This window comes from Streptomyces purpurascens, assembly GCF_045040895.1.
GTDB lineage: Bacteria > Actinomycetota > Actinomycetes > Streptomycetales > Streptomycetaceae > Streptomyces > Streptomyces purpurascens.
Genome location: NZ_CP108341.1, coordinates 2,503,350 through 2,524,178 on the forward strand (window position 1 = coordinate 2,503,350; position 20,829 = coordinate 2,524,178).

General features: G+C 71.0%; 21 protein-coding genes. 6 read left to right on the forward strand and 15 right to left on the reverse strand.

What is annotated here, in order from left to right:
* Window position 1: 1 nt before the first annotated feature.
* On the reverse strand, window positions 2–652 hold the full coding sequence (locus tag OHU35_RS11450; RefSeq protein ID WP_189729136.1) for a sulfite oxidase-like oxidoreductase: 651 nt from the start codon (window positions 650–652) through the stop codon (window positions 2–4).
* A gap of 175 nt (window positions 653–827) precedes the next feature.
* Between OHU35_RS11450 and bfr the strand changes: the two genes are divergently transcribed.
* Entirely contained in the window at window positions 828–1,304 is a 477-nt protein-coding gene (gene bfr / locus OHU35_RS11455; RefSeq protein WP_184596489.1) for a bacterioferritin, read from the forward strand.
* A gap of 11 nt (window positions 1,305–1,315) precedes the next feature.
* On the opposite strand, the gene OHU35_RS11460 is transcribed toward bfr, so the two are convergent.
* Window positions 1,316–1,549 carry a bacterioferritin-associated ferredoxin gene (locus OHU35_RS11460; protein WP_189729137.1) on the reverse strand — a complete coding sequence of 78 codons (234 nt, stop codon included), beginning with the start codon at window positions 1,547–1,549 and terminating at the stop codon, window positions 1,316–1,318.
* A gap of 148 nt (window positions 1,550–1,697) precedes the next feature.
* Complete coding sequence (locus tag OHU35_RS11465; RefSeq protein WP_184596483.1) at window positions 1,698–3,050, reverse strand: class II 3-deoxy-7-phosphoheptulonate synthase; 1,353 nt, start codon at window positions 3,048–3,050, stop codon at window positions 1,698–1,700.
* Between the two features lie 96 nt (window positions 3,051–3,146).
* Here OHU35_RS11465 and OHU35_RS11470 point away from each other — a divergent pair, with 96 nt between their 5' ends.
* Window positions 3,147–3,203, forward strand: a complete 57-nt coding sequence (locus tag OHU35_RS11470) for a trp operon leader peptide (RefSeq protein ID WP_082319877.1) — start codon at window positions 3,147–3,149, stop codon at window positions 3,201–3,203.
* Window positions 3,204–3,317: 114 nt separating this feature from the next.
* Window positions 3,318–5,174, forward strand: coding sequence for an anthranilate synthase family protein (locus OHU35_RS11475; RefSeq protein WP_405505262.1), 1,857 nt, complete (start codon window positions 3,318–3,320; stop codon window positions 5,172–5,174).
* Between the two features lie 39 nt (window positions 5,175–5,213).
* Here OHU35_RS11475 and OHU35_RS11480 read toward each other — a convergent pair whose 3' ends face one another.
* The 4 genes from OHU35_RS11480 to OHU35_RS11495 are packed head-to-tail and all read right to left on the reverse strand — an operon-like array spanning window position 5,214 to window position 9,058.
* On the reverse strand, window positions 5,214–6,242 hold the full coding sequence (locus OHU35_RS11480; RefSeq protein WP_189729141.1) for a 6-phosphofructokinase: 1,029 nt from the start codon (window positions 6,240–6,242) through the stop codon (window positions 5,214–5,216).
* 53 nt (window positions 6,243–6,295) lie between these two features.
* A complete protein-coding gene (locus OHU35_RS11485) occupies window positions 6,296–6,985 on the reverse strand; it encodes a response regulator transcription factor (protein WP_189729143.1) in 690 nt (229 codons plus the stop codon).
* Window positions 6,982–8,208: a MacS family sensor histidine kinase gene (macS, locus tag OHU35_RS11490; RefSeq protein ID WP_189729145.1), complete on the reverse strand. Its 1,227-nt coding sequence runs from the start codon at window positions 8,206–8,208 to the stop codon at window positions 6,982–6,984. Before macS ends, OHU35_RS11485 begins: the two co-directional genes overlap by 4 nt.
* 28 nt (window positions 8,209–8,236) lie before the next feature.
* Window positions 8,237–9,058 carry a lysophospholipid acyltransferase family protein gene (locus OHU35_RS11495; RefSeq protein ID WP_405505263.1) on the reverse strand — a complete coding sequence of 274 codons (822 nt, stop codon included), beginning with the start codon at window positions 9,056–9,058 and terminating at the stop codon, window positions 8,237–8,239.
* Window positions 9,059–9,260: 202 nt separating this feature from the next.
* Here OHU35_RS11495 and OHU35_RS11500 point away from each other — a divergent pair, with 202 nt between their 5' ends.
* Together OHU35_RS11500 and OHU35_RS11505 are read left to right on the forward strand one after the other, a co-directional pair.
* Window positions 9,261–10,058, forward strand: a complete 798-nt coding sequence (locus OHU35_RS11500; protein WP_189729149.1) for a carboxylesterase — start codon at window positions 9,261–9,263, stop codon at window positions 10,056–10,058.
* A complete protein-coding gene (locus OHU35_RS11505; protein ID WP_359895461.1) occupies window positions 10,051–10,674 on the forward strand; it encodes a hypothetical protein in 624 nt (207 codons plus the stop codon). Before OHU35_RS11500 ends, OHU35_RS11505 begins: the two co-directional genes overlap by 8 nt.
* Here the strand turns inward: OHU35_RS11505 and OHU35_RS11510 are convergent.
* The 6 genes from OHU35_RS11510 to OHU35_RS11535 all read right to left on the reverse strand — a co-directional run bounded on the left by OHU35_RS11510 (window position 10,671) and on the right by OHU35_RS11535 (window position 15,696).
* Window positions 10,671–11,417, reverse strand: coding sequence for an endonuclease/exonuclease/phosphatase family protein (locus OHU35_RS11510; protein ID WP_189729153.1), 747 nt, complete (start codon window positions 11,415–11,417; stop codon window positions 10,671–10,673). The two genes, OHU35_RS11505 and OHU35_RS11510, sit on opposite strands and share 4 nt — an antisense overlap.
* Before the next feature lie 136 nt (window positions 11,418–11,553).
* Window positions 11,554–12,507: an ROK family glucokinase gene (locus OHU35_RS11515; RefSeq protein WP_215121994.1), complete on the reverse strand. Its 954-nt coding sequence runs from the start codon at window positions 12,505–12,507 to the stop codon at window positions 11,554–11,556.
* 71 nt (window positions 12,508–12,578) lie between these two features.
* Entirely contained in the window at window positions 12,579–13,079 is a 501-nt protein-coding gene (locus tag OHU35_RS11520) for a DUF5304 domain-containing protein (RefSeq protein WP_405505264.1), read from the reverse strand.
* 57 nt (window positions 13,080–13,136) lie between these two features.
* Complete coding sequence (locus tag OHU35_RS11525; protein ID WP_189729157.1) at window positions 13,137–14,306, reverse strand: ArsA family ATPase; 1,170 nt, start codon at window positions 14,304–14,306, stop codon at window positions 13,137–13,139.
* Window positions 14,307–14,391: 85 nt separating this feature from the next.
* Entirely contained in the window at window positions 14,392–14,829 is a 438-nt protein-coding gene (locus OHU35_RS11530) for an SRPBCC family protein (protein ID WP_189729159.1), read from the reverse strand.
* Between the two features lie 111 nt (window positions 14,830–14,940).
* Entirely contained in the window at window positions 14,941–15,696 is a 756-nt protein-coding gene (locus OHU35_RS11535) for a metallophosphoesterase (RefSeq protein ID WP_189729217.1), read from the reverse strand.
* Window positions 15,697–16,035: 339 nt separating this feature from the next.
* Here OHU35_RS11535 and OHU35_RS11540 point away from each other — a divergent pair, with 339 nt between their 5' ends.
* On the forward strand, window positions 16,036–17,832 hold the full coding sequence (locus OHU35_RS11540) for a long-chain fatty acid--CoA ligase (protein WP_189729161.1): 1,797 nt from the start codon (window positions 16,036–16,038) through the stop codon (window positions 17,830–17,832).
* A 13-nt stretch (window positions 17,833–17,845) separates the two neighbouring features.
* Here the strand turns inward: OHU35_RS11540 and OHU35_RS11545 are convergent, their stop codons facing one another.
* Both OHU35_RS11545 and OHU35_RS11550 read right to left on the reverse strand, forming a co-directional pair.
* Window positions 17,846–19,432, reverse strand: a complete 1,587-nt coding sequence (locus OHU35_RS11545) for a GMC oxidoreductase (RefSeq protein ID WP_405505265.1) — start codon at window positions 19,430–19,432, stop codon at window positions 17,846–17,848.
* 169 nt (window positions 19,433–19,601) lie between these two features.
* Window positions 19,602–20,744 carry a glycosyltransferase family 4 protein gene (locus OHU35_RS11550; RefSeq protein WP_189729165.1) on the reverse strand — a complete coding sequence of 381 codons (1,143 nt, stop codon included), beginning with the start codon at window positions 20,742–20,744 and terminating at the stop codon, window positions 19,602–19,604.
* Between the last annotated feature and the right edge of the window lie 85 nt (window positions 20,745–20,829).

A 20,829-nucleotide genomic window follows, 5' to 3' on the forward strand; every position in this document is an offset into this window, starting at 1 on the left:
ATCAGAGGTCGGGGCCGTCCCCGGGCTCCTCCTGGTACGAGTAGCGCTGCTCCTGCCACGGGTCGCCGAGGTTGTGGTAGCCGCGCTCCTCCCAGAAACCGCGCCGGTCGGCTGTCATGTACTCCACGCCGCGCACCCACTTGGGGCCCTTCCAGGCGTACAGGTGGGGCACGATCAGGCGCAGCGGGAAGCCGTGCTCGGCGGTGAGGAGTTCGCCGTCCTTGTGGGTGGCGAACAGGGCCTGCTCGGAGGCGAAGTCGGACAGCCGGAGGTTGGAGCTGAATCCGTACTCGGCCCACACCATCACATGGGTGACGTCGTCCGCGGGCGGAGCGATGTCGAGGAGGGTGCGCGCGGGGACCCCGCCCCACTCGGCGCCCAGCATGCTGAACTTCGTGACGCAGTGCAGATCGGCCACGACGGTGGTGTACGGCAGGGCCGTGAACTCCTCGTGGGTCCAGCAGTGCTTGCCGCCGCCGGAGGTGGCGCCGAAGACCCTGAACTCCCAGCGCTCGGGCCGGAACTTGGGGACGGGCCCGTAGTGCGTGACCGGCCAGCCGCGCTGCAATCGCTGTCCCGGCGGAAGTCCGGGCGGCGTCGCTCCTGCTGAATCGCGCCCTTCTCCCGATTCACGTCCCACCGGCTGACCCATGTGTCCATCCTGACAGACCTCGGGTCATGCCCCTGACCCGGGCCATTCCAAAACGGGGCATTCAGAACTAAGCATGCCCTTACTTACTAAGTGAAGACTTACTGGACGATCTTCTTCCGCGGTGGAATCATGCGGCGCAACCTGCCAGTTCTTACGCGTGGAAGGAGCCTCTGCGATGCAGGGCGACCCCGAGGTCCTCGAATTCCTGAACGAGCAGTTGACCGGCGAGCTGACGGCGATCAACCAGTACTGGCTGCACTACCGGATCCAGGACAACAAAGGCTGGACGAAGCTCGCCAAGTACACGCGTGAAGAGTCCATCGATGAGATGAAGCACGCGGACAAGATCACCGAGCGCATCCTCATGCTGGACGGCCTGCCCAACTACCAGCGGCTCTTCCATGTCCGGGTGGGCCAGACGGTCACCGAGATGTTCCAGGCCGACCGGCAGGTCGAGGTCGAGGCGATCGACCGCCTCAAGCGCGGTATCGAGGTGATGCGCACCAAGGGCGACATCACGTCCGCGAACCTCTTCGAGTCGATCCTCGAGGACGAGGAGCACCACATCGACTACCTGGACACGCAGCTCGAGCTCATCGAGCAGCTCGGCGAGGCGCTGTACATCGCGCAGCAGATCGAGCAGCCGAGCTAGGCCGTGTCCGCCTAGGCGGCGTCTTCCAGTTCCGAGAGCACCGTCTCGCCCCGGTCGGCCAGGTCACGGCGAGGGCACGCGCCCCTGCCGAGGAGCGCCTGGATACGGCGTACACACGACCCGCAGTCCGTGCCCGCCTTGCAGGCGGAGGCTATCTGGCGGGGGGTGCAGGCACCGCTGTCCGCGTGCTGTTTGACCTGCTGCTCGGTGATCCCGAAGCAACTGCAGATGTACACGCGGCTCACCTCCCGGCAGGGTTCGTTTCTCGGCGCCGTCCCGTTGATCGGTGAGGCTAACCTAACCTTACCCGCCGGGTCGGAGCCACAAAAGTGGAGAGGGGCGCGGATCGTGTGATCCGCGCCCCAGTCCATGTCCGGGTAACAGGCGATCCCGTTACTGGTCCCTGTACATCTCGGCCACGAGGAACGCCAGGTCGAGCGACTGGCTGCGGTTGAGCCGCGGGTCGCAGGCCGTCTCGTAGCGCTGGTGCAGATCGTCGACGAAGATCTCGTCGCCGCCGCCCACGCACTCGGTGACGTCGTCGCCGGTCAGCTCCACGTGGATGCCGCCCGGGTGGGTGCCGAGCGCCTTGTGGACCTCGAAGAAGCCCTTGACCTCGTCGAGCACGTCGTCGAAGCGGCGGGTCTTGTGCCCGGAGGCCGCCTCGAAGGTGTTGCCGTGCATCGGGTCGGTCACCCAGGCCACGGTGGCGCCCGAGGCGGTGACCTTCTCGACCAGCTCCGGGAGCTTGTCCCGGACCTTGTCGGCGCCCATGCGGACGATGAAGGTCAGCCGGCCCGGCTCACGCTCCGGGTCGAGGCGCTCGATGTACTGCAGCGCGTCCTCGGCCGTGGTCGTCGGACCCAGCTTGATGCCGATCGGGTTGCGGATCTTCGAGGCGAACTCGATGTGCGCGTGGTCCAGCTGCCGGGTGCGCTCGCCGATCCACACCATGTGCCCGGAGACGTCGTACAGCTGCCCGGTGCGGGAGTCGACCCGGGTCAGGGCGGACTCGTAGTCGAGCAGCAGCGCCTCGTGCGAGGCGTAGAACTCGACCGTCTTGAACTCCTCCGGGTCGGCCCCGCAGGCGTGCATGAAGTTCAGCGCTTGGTCGATCTCGCGGGCGAGCTGCTCGTAGCGCTGCCCCGAGGGGGACGACTTCACGAAGTCCTGGTTCCAGGCGTGCACCTGGCGCAGGTCGGCGTAGCCGCCGGTGGTGAAGGCGCGCACCAGGTTCAGCGTGGAGGCGGACGCGTGGTACATCCGCTTCAGGCGCTCGGGGTCCGGGATACGGGCGGCCTCGTTGAAGTCGAAGCCGTTGACCGAGTCGCCGCGGTACGTCGGCAGGGTCACGCCGTCGCGGGTCTCGGTGCCCTTGGAGCGCGGCTTGGAGTACTGGCCGGCGATGCGGCCGACCTTCACCACGGGCACGGACGCGGCGTACGTCAGCACGGCGCCCATCTGGAGCAGCGTCTTCAGCTTGTTGCGGATGTGGTCCGCGGACACGGCGTCGAAGGCCTCGGCGCAGTCGCCGCCCTGGAGAAGGAACGCCTCTCCCTTGGCGACGGCCGCCATCCGGGCGCGCAGCTGATCGCACTCGCCCGCGAAGACGAGCGGCGGATACGACTCGAGGTCCGCAACGACTGCGCGCAGAGCCTCGGTGTCGGGGTACTCGGGCTGCTGCGCCGCGGGCAGGTCTCGCCAGGTGTTGCCAGCACTCGCGCTGGTCTTAGCGTTCACGGTCACGACCTCAACATTACGGGGTCGTGTCGGGCGTCCTGACCCATGCCCAGCAATTGAGACACCGAGTACACCCCTCGGACGTGAGGTAAGGTGCCTCGCATGTTCGCGCATTCGATCCAGACCTGGTGGTGGACCGCTCATCCGGCGGCCCACTGACTGCGCGTACGACTGACTTCGCGAAGGCCGCCCGAGGGGCGGCCTTCGGTGTTTCCCGGGGTCGCTCCTCTCCCACTGATTCCCACCGGATCCTCGGAGAAGGAGCACGGACCCATGAACCTGCTCGGCTTGCCGGACGACTCCCGCCCGTTCGCCCTGCTGCGCCGCCGCACCCCGGGCCAGGACCACGACCGGGTCGAGGTCCTGATCGGCCCGGTCGCCACGTACGACCGTCTCGCCGACCTCCCCGAGGAGGGCCTGGCGCTCGTCCCCTTCCGGCAGATCCGCGAGCGCGGCTTCGACGTCCGCGACGACGGCACGCCCCTGGCGGTGCTGACGCCCGAGGAGTCGTACGAGATCCCGCTGGCCGACGCCCTGGAACAGCTCCCGGGGCATGACGTGCGGGTCGAGGGCGGCGGCTTCGACGTCGGTGACGAGGAGTACGCGGAGATCGTCGGGCGGGTGCTGCGGGAGGAGATCGGGCGGGGCGAGGGCGCCAACTTCGTGATCCGGCGGACGTACGAGGGCGAGATCCCCGGATTCGGCCGGGCCGACGCGCTGGCGCTGTTCCGGCGGCTGCTGGAGGGCGAGCGGGGCGCGTACTGGACGTTCGTCGTGCACACCGGGGACCGGACGCTGGTCGGGGCGAGCCCGGAGGTGCACGTCCGGATGTCCGGCGGCACGGTCGTCATGAACCCGATCAGCGGCACGTACCGCTACCCCGCCGAGGGGCCCACGCCCGAGCACCTGCTCGGCTTCCTCGCCGACGGCAAGGAGATCGAGGAACTGTCGATGGTCGTCGACGAGGAGCTCAAGATGATGTGCACCGTCGGCGACATGGGCGGGGTCGTGGTCGGGCCGCGGCTGAAGGAGATGGCGCACCTCGCGCACACCGAGTACGAGCTGCGCGGGAAGTCCTCGCTGGATGTGCGGGAGGTGCTGAAGGAGACCATGTTCGCGGCGACCGTCACCGGCTCGCCCGTGCAGAACGCCTGCCGGGTCATCGAGCGGCACGAGGTCGGCGGGCGCGGCTACTACGCCGGTGCGCTGGCCCTCCTCGGCCAGGACTCCGGCGGCGCCCAGACCCTCGACTCCCCCATCCTCATCCGTACCGCCGACATCGACGCGGACGGCGGGCTGCGGGTGCCGGTGGGCGCCACGCTCGTGCGCGGGTCCGACCCCGAGAGCGAGGTCGCGGAGACGCACGCGAAGGCGGCGGGCGTGCTGGCGGCCCTGGGCGTACGGCCGGGCAGGCCGCGTGCGGAGTCCGTGCGGCCGAAGCTCGCCGACGATCCACGCGTGCGTGCCGCGCTCGACGGACGCCGGGCGTCGCTGGCGCCGTTCTGGCTGCGGATGCAGGAGCGGTCCGAGGGGCTCGCCGGACACGCCCTGGTCGTCGACGGCGAGGACACCTTCACGGCGATGCTCGCGCATGTGCTGCGCTCGAGCGGCCTGGAGGTGACCGTCCGGCGGTACGACGAGGAGGGGCTGCGGGAGGCGGTGCTCGCGCACGAGGGACCCGTCGTGCTCGGGCCGGGCCCGGGGGACCCCGCCGATCTCACCGACCCCAAGATGCGGATCCTGCGGAACCTCACCGCCGAGGTCATCCGCAGTCACCCGCACGGCGTGCTCGGCATCTGCCTCGGGCACGAGCTGATCGCGGCCGAACTGGGGCTGGAGATCGTACGCAAGGAAGTGCCGTACCAGGGCGCGCAGACGACGATCGAGCTGTTCGGGCGGCCGGAGACGGTCGGCTTCTACAACAGCTTCGTGGCGCGCTGCGACGAAGACGCCCACCAGGAGCTGGCCGCCCACGGCGTCGAGGTCAGCCGGGCCCCGAACGGCGAGGTGCACGCGATGCGCGGGCCCGGGTTCGCCGGTGTGCAGTTCCATCCGGAGTCGGTCCTGACGCTGAACGGCGCGGCGGTCGTGCGGGAGCTGGTGGGGCAGTTGCGCAACACGACCGTGTAGCCGTCCGGGGGCCGGCGCCCCCGGACGTCCGTTTCCCGGTCAGCCGAAGAAGACGCCGACCTCCTCGTACAGCGTGGGGTCCACCGTCTTCAGGCGGGCCGTCGCGTCGGCGATCGGGACCCGGACGATGTCCGTGCCGCGCAGGGCGACCATCGTGCCGAAGTCGCCGTCGCGGACGCAGTCGATGGCGTGCAGGCCGAAGCGGGTGGCGAGCCAGCGGTCGAAGGCGCTGGGGGTGCCGCCGCGCTGGACGTGGCCCAGGACCGTGGTGCGGGCCTCCTTGCCCGTGCGCTTCTCGATCTGGTTGGCCAGCCACTCGCCGACGCCGGAGAGGCGGACGTGCCCGAAGGAGTCCAGCGACTGGTCCTTGAGGACCATGTCGCCGTCCTTCGGCATCGCCCCTTCCGCGACGACCACGATCGGCGCGTACGACGCCTTGAAGCGGGACGTCACCCAGGCGCAGACCTGCTCGACGTCGAAGCGCTGCTCGGGGATGAGGATGACGTTCGCGCCGCCGGCCAGGCCCGAGTGGAGGGCGATCCAGCCTGCGTGCCGGCCCATCACCTCGACGACCAGGACCCGCATGTGGGACTCGGCGGTGGTGTGCAGCCGGTCGATCGCCTCGGTCGCGATGCCGACCGCGGTGTCGAAGCCGAACGTGTAGTCGGTCGCGGACAGGTCGTTGTCGATGGTCTTCGGGACGCCGACGCAGGGCACGTCGTACTCGTCGGACAGCCGGGCGGCCACGCCCAGGGTGTCCTCGCCGCCGATGGCGATGAGCGCCTCGACCTCCATCGCGGCGAGGTTCTCCTTGATACGGCGGATGCCGTTCTCCTCCTTCAGCGGGTTGGTCCGCGAGGAGCCGAGGATGGTGCCGCCACGGGGCAGGATGCCGCGCACGGCGGGGATGTCGAGACGGACGGTGTCGCCTTCCAGGGGTCCTCGCCAGCCGTCCCGGAAGCCGGTGAAGTCGTAGCCGTACTCCTGCACGCCCTTGCGGACGATGGCCCGGATGACGGCGTTGAGGCCGGGGCAGTCGCCGCCTCCGGTCAGTACTCCGACGCGCATGGAACAGTCCCTTCGCCGCAGGTGCCTGACGAAGGGTCAGTGTGACGTGCGCCTCACTCGTCGTCGAGGCCGCGCTCTATCGCGTACCTGACCAGCTCCACGCGGTTGTGCAGCTGGAGCTTGCCGAGGGTGTTCTGGACGTGGTTCTGCACCGTGCGGTGGGAGATGACCAGGCGTTCGGCGATCTGCTTGTAGCTCAGGCCCTTGGCGACCAGACGCAGCACCTCGGTCTCGCGGTCGGTGAGCCGGGGCGCCTTCGGTTCGTCGGTGTCGGGAGCGGGGGCGGGTTCGGAGGCCAGGCGGCGGTACTCGCCGAGGACCAGCCCGGCGAGGCCGGGGGTGAAGACCGGGTCGCCCACGGCCGTGCGGCGCACCGCGTCCTGGAGTTCCCCGGTGGAGGCCGACTTCAGCAGGTAGCCGGTCGCGCCGGACTTCACGGCCTCCAGGACGTCGGCGTGCTCACCGCTGGCGGACAGCACGAGGACGCGCAGCGCGGGGTCGGCGGCGACGACCTCCTTGCAGACCTGGACGCCGGGCTTGGCGGGCAGGTTCAGGTCCAGCACGAGGACATCGGGTGCGGCGGCCTTGGCGCGGCGCACGGCCTGGTCGCCGTCGCTCGCGGTGGCGACCACCTCGAAGCCCGACTCGGCCAGGTCACGGGCGACGGCGTCGCGCCACATGGGGTGGTCGTCGACCACCATGACCTTGATCGGGTCCCGCCGGTCCGCACTGCTCTCCGTCATCGCTGCTCCGCCTTCCCCCGTGCGTCCGTCACGTCCTTCGGTACCTTCAGCTCGACCTCCGTGCCCTGGCCCGGCACCGAGATCAGTTCGGCGCTGCCGCCGAGGTCGCGCAGCCGGCCGCGGATCGACAGGGCGACGCCGAGCCGCCCCTCGCCCTCGGCCTGGGCGAGCCGCCCCTGCGGGATGCCCGGGCCGTCGTCCCGGACGGTGACGATCACCTCGTCCGGCTCGTCCTCGACCAGGATCCACGCGCGCGCCTGCTCCCCGGCGTGCCTGCGGACATTGTCCAGGGCGGCCCCGACGGCCGCGGCCACCTCGCGGGCGGCGACCGGGGCCAGCGGAACGGGCGCGCCGGGCTCGGCGAGGCTGACCTTGGCCCCGGCGTACGGCGCGAGCAGGGCGCGCAGGTCGACGGGTCCGCTCTGCCGCGGCTCCTCCTCGACGGACCGGACGACCGCTCCCTCGGCGGCGTCCTCCGAGACCCGGGAGACGGGCACGAGCCCGCCGGAGACCAGGGTGCGCAGCGCGACCTCCTGCTCGCCGGCCATCCGGCCCAGCTCGGCCGCCTCGCCGCCGATCACCGCCCCGCGCCGCTGCACCATCGCCAGCACCTGGAGCACGCTGTCGTGGATGTCGCGGGCGAGCCGTTCCCGCTCCCTGGTGGCGGCCTCGATCTCCAGCGCGCGGGCGAGGGTGCGCTCGGAGGCGCGGGCGACCTCGACGACGTAGCCGATGGCGATGGAGGCGATGCAGACGAGGATGACGTTGTGGACGGTGTCGCGGGCCGGGGTGCCGCGTTCGACCAGGTTGGCGACGGCCACGAGGCCGGAGGCGAGGGCCGCCCAGCGCCAGCCGCCCTTGACGGCGAAGGCGAGGACGGCTCCGGCCGTCCAGATCGACGGCAGGGTCGGACCGCCGGCCTGGACCCGCTCGTGGGCGTCGGCGACGGGTGTGAGCAGGATGCCGGCGATCGCGATGGTGAGGTCGGCGGCGAGGAACCGCTTGGTGCAGCCGGCGGCGTTCGCGACCCGGGGCAGGGTGGCCAGGGTCCACACGCCCAGCACGGCGTAGTAGGCGACGGCGACCCAGGGGCGGGCGAACTCCTCGTAGGCGGTGGCGAACAGGCCGACCGCGTACAGCATCGTGAGCACCCGGTAGCCGGACAGCGCACGCCACAGCGGTTGCTCGACCGACATCCTCATGACTCGCTCGCGCTTGGCCATCTCCCCGCCCCCCGGCTTCGAGCCCCGGCTAGGGCTCGGTCCGCCGCTGCTCCGTCTGGTCCTTCTCGGCCTGTTCCTTCTCGGCCTGCTCCCGCTCGGCCTTCTCCTTCGCGGCCTGCTCCTTCTCCGCCCGCGCGAGTGCGGCCTTCGCCGCCTTCTCGGCTTCCCTCTCCGCCTTCGCCGCGTCCGCGAGCTGCCGCTTCATGGCCGTCGCGTACATGTCGACGTACTCCTGGCCGGAGAGCTTCATGATCTCGTACATGACCTCGTCGGTCACCGCGCGCAGCACGAAACGGTCGTGCTCCATGCCCTGGTAGCGGCTGAAGTCCAGGGGCTTGCCGATCCGGATGCCCGGACGCATCAGCTTCGGCATGACCTTGCCGGGCGGCTGGATCTTCTCCGTGTCGATCATGGCGACGGGGAGGACGGGGGCGCCGGTGGCGAGGGCCACGCGCGCGAGGCCGCCCGGCTTGCCGCGGTAGAGCCGGCCGTCGGGCGAGCGCGTCCCCTCCGGGTAGATACCGAACAGCTCGCCGCGCTCCAGCACCTCTATGCCGCTCTTGATCGCGGCCTCACCCGCGCCGCGCGCACCGGAGCGGTCCACGGGCAGCTGGCCGACGCCCTTGAAGAAGGCGGCCGTCAGCCGGCCCTTCACCCCGGGCGTGGTGAAGTACTCGGCCTTCGCGATGAACGTGACCTTGCGGTCCAGGACCGCGGGCAGGAAGAACGAGTCCGAGAAGGACAGGTGGTTGCTCGCCAGGATCGCGGCGCCCTCTGCGGGAACGTTCTCCAGGCCTTCCACCCAGGGCCTGAAGGCGACCTTCAGCGGTCCCCCAACAGCGACCTTCATCGCGCCGTACAACAACCGAGTGCCTCCTGTATGTGTCGCTCAGACCTTAACCCGGAGCGCCGTCAAAGGCGCCGACGGCCCTGGTCGGTGTCAGTGCGGTCGCGTACGGTGAAGGTCCCGCGAACGACGTGCGACCCCTTCCATGACGTTCCGTGACATTCCGTGATCGTGTCAGTCCCTTCTCACGACCAGGAGGCCGAAGGTGCCGGTCCTTTCCGGAGCCGAGCCGTTTCGCCACGAGGGCGGGGAGGTCGCCGTCCTCCTCTGCCACGGTTTCACCGGATCACCGCAGTCGCTGCGCCCCTGGGCGGAGCACCTCGCCGAGCGCGGCCTGACCGTCTCCCTGCCGCTGCTGCCCGGGCACGGCACCCGCTGGGAGGACCTGCGGATCACCGGCTGGCAGGACTGGTACGCGGAGGTGGACCGCGAGCTGCGCCTCCTGTGCGAGCGCCGTGAGCAGGTGTTCGTGGCCGGTCTGTCCATGGGCGGCGCCCTGGCCCTGCGCCTCGCCGCGAAGCACGGCGACGCCGTCAGCGGAGTGGTGGTCGTCAACCCCGCGAACAAGGTGCACGGACTGGCCGCGCACGCCCTGCCGGTGGTCCGCCACTTCGTCCGTTCGACGAAGGGAATCGCCAGCGACATCGCGAAGCCGGACAGCAGGGAGCTGGGCTACGACCGGGTGCCGCTGCACGCGGCGCACTCCCTGCGCCAGTTCTTCCAGACCGCGGACCGCGAGCTGCCGCAGGTCACCCAGCCGGTGCTGCTGCTGCGCAGCCCGCAGGACCATGTCGTGCCGCCGGCCGACTCGGCCCGAATTCTCAGCCGCATCTCGTCGACCGATGTGAAAGAGGTCGTCCTGGAACAGAGCTACCACGTCGCCACGTTGGACCATGACGCGGACCGGATCTTCGAGGAGAGCGTCGAGTTCATCGGCCGGCTCGCGTCCGGCTTCGACACGGAGCCCGGTCTCGGCAAGGAAGGGACGACCGCAGGTGGCTGAGCACGACTCGGACCGCGAGGACCGCGAGCCGGACGAGCAGGGCGTCCCGTTCGACGAGGAGGCCGCCTGGGCCGCGATCGTCGCCGCGTACGGCGAGGAGCCGCCGGACCCGCCGGGCGCCAAGCCGTTCAAGTCGATCGAGGACCTGGCACTGCTCGAGACTCCGACCAACGACGACCGGGTGGACACGGCCGGGGCGTCCGGGGAGGCGGCGAAGCCCGCCGAGCCCGAGGAGGCCGCGAAGCCCGGGGACAAGCCGGCCGCCCCGGCCACGCCGCTGGGCGGCTCCGTCTCCTTCGCGCCCGGCGTCGGCCCGCGCGACTACTCCGCGCCCGAGCCCGCCGAGGAGGACTTCGACGAGGACGACGAGGGCCACTTCGTGCCGCCGGAGCCGCCCCCGCTGCCTGCGGCCGACGTCACCGCGAAGTTCGCCTGGCTGGGCGTGCTCGGCGGGCCGGTCCTGCTGCTGCTGGCCGTGGTGCTCGGCTGGGAGATGACGTGGTGGCTGGCCACGGCGGGGATCGGCGGGTTCCTCGGCGGGTTCGCGACGCTGGTGATGCGGATGCGGACGGATGACGAGGACGACGAGGACCCGGGGCGCGGGGCGGTCGTCTAACCGGCTGGAACCTTGAGGGCGGCCAGGACCGGGAGATGGTCCGTGGCCGCCCTCAGGTCTGTGCCGGTCACCCCGGGGTGACCGGCCGGCACGCCGCAGCCCAGCACCTCGATGCCCTTGGTCGCGAAGATCGCGTCGATGCGCTGGTAGGGGTCGGCGGGGGTCCAGGTGTGCTCGCCGCCCCAGGGCGCGGCGGCCCAGCAGTCGGTGAGACCGTCGGTCAGCCGGCGGAAGGTGCGGCCGTCCGGGCGTTCGTTCAGGTCACCGCCTGCGATCGCGTGCTCCACGCCCATCCCGGCGAGCCGGTCGAGGAGCATGCCGCCCTGCTCGTAGCGCTCGTCCTTCTGCAGCGAGAGATGACAGCTCAGGACGCCGAGCCGGGTGCCGGCGAACCGGACGACGGCGGTGGCGAAGCCGCGGCGGTGCAGGCCGGGGGTGAGGGGCAGGAGGACGTCCTCCGTGCGTTCGATCGTCGCCCGGAGCGAGCAGAGGATCGCCGGTCCCGCGGCTGTGGCGCCGCCGGTGAGGATGACGAGGTCGGCCGCGCGGGCCAGGCGGGCGAGTTTCTTGCGCCAGCGGAAGAAACGGGGGGCTTCCTGGACGAGGACCAGGTCGGGTGCGCAGCTCTTGATGACACGGGCCAGGGCGTCTGTGTCGTCGCGCATCGAGCGGATGTTGTAGCTGAGGACCCTGATGACTGCGGAACCGTCGGGTTCTGTACGCGAGTTGGGGAGCAGGGGCATGTGAGCAATTTACGCCCAATAGCTCGGGGCGCGAGGATTGTGCGCGAGTGCCGGTGGTTCGTGGCTCGTCGCGCCCGCGCGGCGGAGCCGCACGTGTTACAGCCCCGCGCCCCTTGGGGCACACCCCTGAAGCCGTTTACATGATCGGGTCGGGTTCCCTGGCCAGGTCCGCCGCGCCCACCAGGCCTGCCTTGTTGCCCAGTTCCGCGGCTCTTACCTCCGCCACCGGGCGCCAGTTGCCGCCGACCAGCCAGCGCTTGTAGGACTTGCGGATCGGGCCGAGGACCAGTTCGCCCTCGTCCGAGAGGCCGCCGCCCACGATGAACGCGGAGGGGTCGAAGAGGGAGGCGAGGTCGGCGAGGCCCGCGCCGACCCAGCGGGCCAGCTCGCGGTAGGAGTCGACGGCCACGCGGTCGCCCTGGCGGGCGGCCATGGAGATGTGCTTGCCCTCGATGCCCTCGGGCGTGCCGTTGCCGAGTCCGAGCAGGATCTCGGCGTTCTCCGGGGTGGCGTTGGCGCGCTGCTTGGCGTACCGGACGAGCGCGCGCCCCGAGGCGTACTGCTCCCAGCAGCCCTGCGAGCCGCAGCCGCACAGCAGGCCGTCCGGCACCATGCGGATGTGGCCGAACTCGGCGGCCACGCCGAAGTGCCCGCGGCGCAGCTTGTTGCCGATGATGATGCCGCCGCCGAGGCCGGTGCCCAGGGTGATGCAGATGACGTTGCGGTGGCCCTTGCCCCCGCCGAACTTGTACTCGCCCCACGCCGCGGCGTTCGCGTCGTTCTCGACGACCACCGGAAGGCCCACACGGGCCTCGACCTTCTCCTTGAGCGGCTCGTTGCGCCAGTGGATGTTGGGCGCGAAGTAGACCTCGGAGCGCTGCCGGTTCACATAACCGGCGGCGCCGATGCCCACGCCGACGATGTCGTGCCCGACGCGGGCGCCTTCCACCGCCGAGGCGATGGCGTCCACGATGCCCTCGGCCGTGCCCGGGGTCGGCACCTTGTGGGTCGAGAGGATGTTGCCTTCCTCATCGACCACGCCGGCCGCGATCTTCGTGCCGCCGATGTCGACGCCGATGGTGAGTCCCATGAATCCCTCAGTTTCGGTCGAGCCCCGCTACGGGCAACGGTACCCGAGAGGCCGGGGGCTCGGCCGGGGGCTCAGTCCAGGTCGATGCGTTCCCCGGGGCCGTCGTCGTCGCCCGGGTCACGGCGTTCGTCCAGGTCACGGGGATCGGTGTCGTCGTCGCGGCCGGTCCAGCGCCGCTCCTGGGCCTGCACGGCGGAGCGGTAGGCGGCGAGCAGTTCGTTCCCGGCCGCCGCCAGGTGGTCGAAGACGTCCGGATTGCGCTCGATGACGGGTTCCACGGCGTCCTTGGCCTGCTGGACGACCTGCCGCACGACCTGCTGGGCCGCGGGCCCCGCGACCGCGCCGAACAGCGGGGACTCGAGGCCGGACAGCTTGTCCGCGACGGCGTCGACGAGCTTCTTCAGTTCCTCGGCCGCGGAGCCCGGGGGCGGGCCGTACTCGGCGCGGCGGCGGGCCTTCTCCGCCTCGAGGTCCTCGGCGCACGCGGTCGCCCAGGCGTCGGCGTCGGTCGCCCGTACCTCGTCCACGGCCTCTTCGCGGGCGGCGTCGGACGGGGGGAGCTCTTCGCTCATGACGGACTCCTGACTACGGTTCGTCTCTACGACGTTACCCGAACGGGCGTACCGCGCTCACCGTGCCTGCGGCCACAGTTTCGGATCGGGTGCGAAGCGGATGCGCAGCTCGCCCTCACGCAGGGCGGCCCCGTCGACGGTGCAGCGGCGCAGCGCGGAGGGCAGCGGGACGATACGGCGGAACCGCCCCGCCGTGACGACCAGTTCGTCGCCGCGCCGGACGAGGTCCAGTTCCTCGCGTATGGCTCCGGGCAGCGGGATGTGCCAGACGAGCACACCGTCCTCGCCGAGCCGGTCGGTCACGGGCCATTCGACCGGGGAGCCTGCGTGCTCGGCGCCGGGCACCGCGAGGGCGGTGAGGTCGTCGGCGCCGCGCGGGTCGCGTCCGAGGTGGGCGACGGTGCGCACGTCGTACGCCTCCCGCCACTCCTCCAGGGTCTTGCGCTGCTGGGCGACCGGCCCGGCGAGCCAGGTGTCCGGGGACGCCTCGGGCAGGACGCGGTTGGCGACCACGACGTCGGTGCGCAGACCGCGCAGGGCGAGGCCGGGGGCGGCGGAACGGACGGCGTCGGCACCGGCCGGGCCGGGCTCAGCGACCAGCCGTACGACGGTGTCGCGGTCGGCGACGACCGCCTCCACGGCCGCCAGCTCCAGATCCCAGCGGCCGGCTGTCTCGTACAGCCACTCGGCGGGCATGGGGACTCCGGCGAGCCGTCCCAGGACGGGGCGCAGGGCGCGGGCGGCCTGCCGTTCGGGCGGCAGCAGACGGCGCAGGTAGCGGCGCAGTTCCTCGGGCAGGGCGAGGAGGGCGAGGGCCTGCGGCGTCGGCGGCAGGTCGACGACGAGCAGGTCGTACGAATCCGACAGGGCCGCGTCGCGCAGGGCGCGCAGCAGGGCGAGTTCCTCCGCGCCGGGCAGCGGGGTGAGTTCCTCGGGGTCCAGCCGTGAGGCGCCCAGGAGATCCAGGGCGGAGGAGGCACGGTCCTGAAGGGCGGTGAGGTCCTCACGGAATTCCTGGGCGGGGTCGGGCCGCCAAGCCGTCAGACGGGGTGCGACGTCGACCGGCTCGGGCCCCGTGCCGGTCCCCAGCGCGGCACCGAGGGTGTCGGTGCGGTCGGCACTGAGGACGAGAGTGCGGGTGCCCGCGCGGGCGGCGGTGACCGCGGTGGCAGCGGCGAGCGTGGTACGCCCGCTACCGCCGGGGCCCATGATCAGGATGGTGCGCATGGGGATGAACGGTAACCGAGACGCCCCCTCAAGGGGCGCGGGGAACTGCGCGGGCAACCACGACGCACCCGCACCCGGCCAACCGCTACGCCGACTCGACGCGCTTCTTCAACCCGGCCAACGCCCGGTCGATGATGACCTTCTCGGCCTTGCGCTTGATCATGCCGAGCATCGGGATCTTGACGTCCACGGTCAGCACGTACGTGACCTCCGTACCCCCCGCCCCGGCGGGCTTGAGGAGGTACGAGCCGTCCAGGGACCGCAGCATCTGGGACTTCACCAGCGTCCAGGACACCTCGTTCTCGCCGGTCCAGGTGTACCCGAGCACCTGGTCGTCCTTGATCGCACCCGCGTCCATGACGAGGCGGACCTGTTCGGCGCGGCCCTGCTCGTCGGTCTTGAGGACCTCCGCCTCCTTCACCTCGCCGGTCCAGTCCGGGTAGCGGGCGAAGTCGGAGATGACCGCCATGACGTCGGCCGGGGCGGCATCGATCGTGATGCTCGAGCTGGTGTGTTCCGCCATCGCCGTGGCTCCTCCAGATACGGGCCGGTAAGACGTCGTCGTGCGCACGTGTGTGCAGCGTGAAGGCTACCGCGCACGGGGCCCGCCGATCTCACCCGACCTGGGACGGCCTCACCATTCCAGCGCCCAGGGCGTCCCGGTCCCCGCGAAGTGGCCCACGTTCACGCACTCGGTGGCCCCGATCCGCATCCGCCGCGTCAGCGGCTGGTGCACGTGCCCGAACAGGGCGTACCGGGGCCGGGTGCGGTGAATGGCGTCCAGCAGGGCGCGGCTGCCCCGCTCGAAGCGGCGGGCGACGGTGTCGTAGACCAGCTCGGGAACCTCGGGCGGGATGTGCGTGCAGAGCACGTCGACCTCGCCCACGGCCTCGATCTTCGCCGCGTACTCCTCGTCGCTGATCTCGTACGGCGTCCGCATCGGGGTGCGCAGTCCGCCGCCCACGAAGCCGAAGACCCGGCCGCCGATCTCCACGCGCTCGCCGTCGAGGACGGTCGTGCCGGGCCCGGCGTACTCCGGCCACAGCGGCGGCATGTCGACGTTGCCGTAGGTCGCGTACGTAGGGGTGGGGAACGCGGCGAACATCTCGGCGTACTGCTTGCGCACCGCCTGCTCGATCACCGAGGCCCGGTCCGCTCCGACCCCGGCCCACAGCCGGGCCCCGAGCTCCCGCGCCTCCTCGAAGCGGCGGGCGGTGCGCAGCGCCACGAGGCGGTCGGCGTTCTCGACGCCGAACAGGTCGGGGAAGATGCCGCGCGAGTGATCGGCGTAGTCGAGGAAGAGGACGAGATCGCCCAGGCAGATCAGGGCGTCGGCGCCCTCGCCGGCCCTGGCCAGGTCACGGGCGTTGCCGTGCACGTCGCTCACCACGTGCACGCGCGTCCTGTGGTTTCGGGCTGGTGTGGGTGCCATGGCGATCAAGAGTAGGCCGAGCGCTGTCCTTGTGAACAGTGGCGGTCCTACCTGCGGTTACTGGTCAGTCAGTTAGTACGTGGACTACTGTGCGCGAAGGAATACCCAACTGTGTGACGCAGCGAACATCTCGACAGGACCCCCTGTCGCAGAAGCCATACCGGCGGGTAACGTCCGGGCCGTCCAGTCGTGCTCTGCATTTCAACAAATGAATGCCTGAGCACCTGCCCGAGCCTTGGACCGCACCGTCGCAGCACACAACGTCGTGGCGCCGGCGCCCTATGAGGAGCAGCAGTCTTGCGCGAGTTCAGCCTTCCGGCTTTGTACGAGGTCCCTGCGGACGGAAATCTCACCGACATCGTCCGCAGAAACGCCGCGCAGCACCCGGACGTCGCCGTCATCGCCCGCAAGATCGGCGGTACCTGGCAGGACGTCACGGCCACCGCCTTCCTCGCCGAGGTGCACACGGCCGCGAAGGGGCTGATCGCCGCCGGTGTCCAGCCGGGCGACCGGGTGGGCCTGATGTCCCGCACGCGCTACGAGTGGACGCTGCTGGACTTCGCGATCTGGAGTGCGGGCGCGGTGACCGTGCCGGTGTACGAGACCAGTTCGCCGGAGCAGGTGCAGTGGATCCTCGGTGACTCGGGCGCCACCGCGTGCGTCGTGGAGACGGACGCGCACACGGCCGCCGTCGAGTCGGTGCGCGACCGGCTGCCGGCGCTGAAGCACGTGTGGCAGATCGAGGGCGGTGGTCTCGACGAACTGGGCCGGCTCGGGCAGGACGTCACCGACCGGACGGTCGAGGAGCGCGGTTCGATCGCCAAGGCCGACGACCCGGCGACCATCGTCTACACCTCGGGCACCACCGGCCGCCCCAAGGGCTGTGTGCTCACCCACCGCAGCTTCTTCGCCGAGTGCGGCAACATCGTGGAGCGGCTGCGCCCGCTGTTCCGCACGGGCGAGTGCTCGGTGCTCCTCTTCCTGCCGCTCGCGCACGTCTTCGGACGGCTGGTGCAGATCGCGCCGATGATGGCGCCGATCAAGCTCGGCTGCGTCCCGGACATCAAGAACCTCACCGACGAGCTGGCCTCGTTCCGCCCGACGCTGATCCTCGGGGTGCCGCGCGTCTTCGAGAAGGTCTACAACTCGGCGCGCGCCAAGGCGCAGGCCGACGGCAAGGGCAAGATCTTCGACAAGGCCGCCGACACCGCGATCGCCTACAGCAAGGCGCTGGACACGCCCTCGGGCCCGTCCTTCGGCCTGAAGATCAAGCACAAGACGTTCGACAAGCTCGTCTACAGCAAGCTCCGCGCGGTCCTCGGCGGCCGGGGCGAGTACGCCATCTCCGGCGGTGCCCCGCTGGGCGAGCGCCTGGGCCACTTCTTCCGCGGCATCGGCTTCACGGTCCTGGAGGGCTACGGCCTGACCGAGTCCTGCGCGGCCACGGCGTTCAACCCCTGGGACCGGCAGAAGATCGGCACGGTCGGTCAGCCGCTGCCCGGCTCGGTGGTCCGGATCGCCGACGACGGCGAGGTGCTGCTGCACGGCGAGCACCTGTTCAAGGAGTACTGGAACAACCCCGGCGCGACCGGTGAGGCGCTGGCCGACGGCTGGTTCCACACCGGTGACATCGGCACCCTCGACGAGGACGGCTACCTCAAGATCACCGGCCGCAAGAAGGAGATCATCGTCACCGCGGGCGGCAAGAACGTCGCCCCGGCCGTGATCGAGGACCGCATCCGGGCGCACGCGCTGGTGGCGGAGTGCATGGTGGTGGGCGACGGGCGGCCGTTCGTGGGCGCGCTGGTCACCATCGACGAGGAGTTCCTGGGCCGTTGGTGCGCGGACCACGGCAAGCCGGCGGGTTCCACCGCGGCGTCGCTGTGCGAGGACCCTGACCTGCTGGCCGCGATCCAGGCGGCGATCGACGACGGCAACGCCGCGGTGTCGAAGGCGGAATCGGTGCGGAAGTTCCGCATTCTGTCCTCCCAGTTCACGGAGGATTCGGGCCACCTGACCCCCTCACTGAAGCTGAAGCGGAACGTGGTGGCGAAGGACTACGCGCACGAGGTCGAGGCGATCTACGCCAAGTAGTGCGCGAGCGGCGTCATGGCGCGGTGTCCTCGGCGAGGACCCGCGCCATCGTGCGTTCGGCGAGGGCGGTGATGGTCACGAAGGGGTTGACCCCGAGGGACCCGGGCACGAGCGAGCCGTCGGTGACGTACAGCTTGGAGCAGCCCTTCACCCGCCCGTAGTCGTCCGTGGCCTTCCCGAGCACGCAGCCGCCCAGCGGGTGGTACGTGAAGTCGTCGGCGAAGACCTTGCTGGAGGAGCCGAACAGGTCGTAGCGGTAGATCGTCGCGTTGGCCGCGTTGATCCGGTCGAACAGCTTCTTGGCCATGGCGACGGAGGCCGCGCTGTGGGCGCTCGTCCAGCCGAGCCGCAGTTCGCCCGAGGTGGTGTCGTAGGAGAAGGACGCCCGCTCCGGGTTCCCGGTGATGGCCAGGTAGAGGCTCACCCAGTGCTCCAGGCCGGTCGGCAGCGGGGCGATCTCGGCGAACACGGGGTTCGAGGTGTTCGCCCAGTCGTCGATGCCCATGACCGGCATGGTCGACTGGTTCGCGCCGACCGTGTCCCACAGGTGGTTGGCCCGGCCGAGCATCACATTGCCGTTGGTGCCCCAGCCGGCGCCGACACCGGCGTCGAGGCCGGGCAGGGCGCCCGTCTCCCGGGCGCGCAGGAGCAGTTCGGTGGTGCCGAGGCTGCCGCCGCCGAGGAAGAGGTACGTGCAGCCGTACTCCTTGGTCTCCACGACCCGGCCGGTCTCGTCGATGCGGTCGGCGGTCAGGACGTAGGTCCCGTCCGGCGCCCGGCTGATCGCGCGCACTTTCTCCAGGGTGTGGAGGGTGACGTTGCCGGTGCCGAGCGCACCGGCGAGGTAGGTCTTGTCGAGGCTGCGCTTGCCGTGGTTGTTGCCGTAGATGACCTCGCCGCCGAGGGCGGACTTCGGGGCCGTGCCGGCCGCCTCGCGCTGCATGTGGCCGAAGTCGTAGACGCTGGGCACGAAGGTGGTGCGCAGACCGGCCCGCTCGGCGTGCCGGCGGGAGACGCGGGTGAAGCGGTACCACTCCGTCGACTCGAACCAGGCGGGGTCGACGGTGTTGACGCCGAGGGCGGCGCGGGCGCGCGGGAAGTACGTGCCGTACATCTCGTCGGCGTCGACGGTGGGGAACTGCCGCTCGAAGTAGGACCTGGGCGGCGTGACCGCCATGCCGCCGTTGACGAGTGAGCCGCCGCCGACGCCCCGGCCGACGTAGACGGACATCTGCGCGAAGTGCACCCGGTCCAGGGCGCCCGGGTAGCGGCCGATGTCCTGGTTGACGACGTCGAGCCAGAGGAAGGTGCCCAGGGGTGCCTCGGTGCGGGTGCGGAACCACATGGAGCGCTGGTCCGGGGTGCGGGTGGAGCAGAAGATCTTGCCGTCGGGGCCGGGGGTGTTCCAGAGCCGGCCCATTTCCAGGACGAGGGTGCGGATGCCGGCCTGGCCGAGGCGGAGGGCGGCCACGGCGCCGCCGTAGCCGGAACCGACCACGATCGCCGGGGCGTTGTCGACCGCGTCGGGCTCGGCGGCGTGGGCCGAGCGGAGGCCGATGCGGCTGAAGCCGAGGGCGGCCGCGGTCTGCAGCGCCGCCATTCCCAGGATCTGACGTCTTGTCAGCTGACGTTGCATCAGGTTTGCTGTCATGTGCGCAGCATGGGCGGATTATTGGGTTCCGCCTAGTGGGGTGCCGCGTTTTGCTTGTGGGCGGGTGCGGGTTGCCCGTGGTTGATCGCGCAGTTCCCCGCGCCCCTGGGAAGCACGACTACAGCAAGTTCTTCAGGTGCTCAGCCAGCAAGTCCCAGCGCCACTTCTCCTCGACCCACGCCCTGCCCCGCTCCCCCATTCGGTGGCGCAGTTCGGGGTCTGCGAGGAGGGTGATGATGCGGTCGGCCGCGTCCAGCGGGGAGCCGCCCCGGACGACCCAGCCCGTCTCGCCGTCGAGGACCGCGTCCGGCGCGCCGCCGGAGTCGCCGGCGACGACGGGCAGCCCGGTCGCCGAGGCCTCCAGGTAGACGATCCCGAGGCCCTCGACGTCGAGGCCGCCGCGCCGGGTCCGGCAGGGCATCGCGAAGACGTCCCCGGCGCCGTAGTGGGCGGGCAGCTCCGACCAGGGCACGGCACCGGTGAAACGTACGGAGGCGGCGACGCCGGTCTCCTGGGCGAGCCCGCGCAGATCCCTCTCGTACGGGCCGCCCCCGACGATCAGCAGTACGGCGTCCGGCTCGGCGGCCAGGATCCGGGGCATGGCCCTGATCAGCGTGTCCTGCCCCTTGCGCCGTACCAGCCGGGACACGCACACGATCACCGGCCGGTCCGTCAGCCCGAGCCGCGCCCGGATCTCGTCGCCGCCCGAGTCCGGATGGAAGGTCTTCTCGTCGACCCCGGGCGGCAGCTGCGCCATCCGCGCGGCCGCCTGCGAGCTCAGCGCGCCGGCGATCCGCGAGCGCGTGTACTCGCCGAGGTAGGTGATCGTGTCCGTGGAGTCCCCGATCCGGCGCAGCAACTGCCGGGCCGCGGGCAGCTGGGCCCAGCCGGCCTCGTGCCCGTGCGTGGTGGCCACCAGCCGCTCGGCGCCCGCGTCGCGCAGCGCCGGTGCCATCAGGCCGAGCGGCGCCGCCGCCCCGAACCACACCGAGGTGCAGCCGTGCTCCCGCAGCAGCCCGACGGCCCGCCGGGTGACGGCGGGCGTCGGCAGCAGCATGGTCGTACGGTCCCGTACGACGGTGAAGGGCTGCTCGGCGTCGAAGGCGGCGGTCGCCTCGACGCCCTCCCTGCTCCGCTTCCACGTCGACGCGTAGACGACCAGCTGCTGCGGATCCAGCCGCAGCGCCATGTTGTGCAGAAACGCCTGGATGCCGCCGGGCCGGGGCGGGAAGTCGTTGGTCACGATCAGGGTCTTGCGCACGCCGCCGACCCTACCGAACCCGACCCTCACAGCCGTGCGGGGCAGCTCTTATGGCACGCTCACAGCTGTCCGGGACATCATGACC

Bases quoted from the DNA above. Each gene is read 5' to 3' on its own strand.
- OHU35_RS11450 (WP_189729136.1), bottom strand. From the start codon at position 652: ATGGGTCAGCCGGTGGGACGTGAATCGGGAGAAGGGCGCGATTCAGCA.
- bfr (WP_184596489.1), top strand. From the start codon at position 828: ATGCAGGGCGACCCCGAGGTCCTCGAATTCCTGAACGAGCAGTTGACC.
- OHU35_RS11475 (WP_405505262.1), top strand. From the start codon at position 3,318: ATGAACCTGCTCGGCTTGCCGGACGACTCCCGCCCGTTCGCCCTGCTG.
- OHU35_RS11480 (WP_189729141.1), bottom strand. From the start codon at position 6,242: ATGCGCGTCGGAGTACTGACCGGAGGCGGCGACTGCCCCGGCCTCAAC.
- OHU35_RS11485 (WP_189729143.1), bottom strand. From the start codon at position 6,985: ATGACGGAGAGCAGTGCGGACCGGCGGGACCCGATCAAGGTCATGGTG.
- macS (WP_189729145.1), bottom strand. From the start codon at position 8,208: ATGGCCAAGCGCGAGCGAGTCATGAGGATGTCGGTCGAGCAACCGCTG.
- OHU35_RS11495 (WP_405505263.1), bottom strand. From the start codon at position 9,058: ATGAAGGTCGCTGTTGGGGGACCGCTGAAGGTCGCCTTCAGGCCCTGG.
- OHU35_RS11510 (WP_189729153.1), bottom strand. From the start codon at position 11,417: ATGCCCCTGCTCCCCAACTCGCGTACAGAACCCGACGGTTCCGCAGTC.
- OHU35_RS11515 (WP_215121994.1), bottom strand. From the start codon at position 12,507: ATGGGACTCACCATCGGCGTCGACATCGGCGGCACGAAGATCGCGGCC.
- OHU35_RS11520 (WP_405505264.1), bottom strand. From the start codon at position 13,079: ATGAGCGAAGAGCTCCCCCCGTCCGACGCCGCCCGCGAAGAGGCCGTG.
- OHU35_RS11525 (WP_189729157.1), bottom strand. From the start codon at position 14,306: ATGCGCACCATCCTGATCATGGGCCCCGGCGGTAGCGGGCGTACCACG.
- OHU35_RS11530 (WP_189729159.1), bottom strand. From the start codon at position 14,829: ATGGCGGAACACACCAGCTCGAGCATCACGATCGATGCCGCCCCGGCC.
- OHU35_RS11545 (WP_405505265.1), bottom strand. From the start codon at position 19,432: ATGGCGGCGCTGCAGACCGCGGCCGCCCTCGGCTTCAGCCGCATCGGC.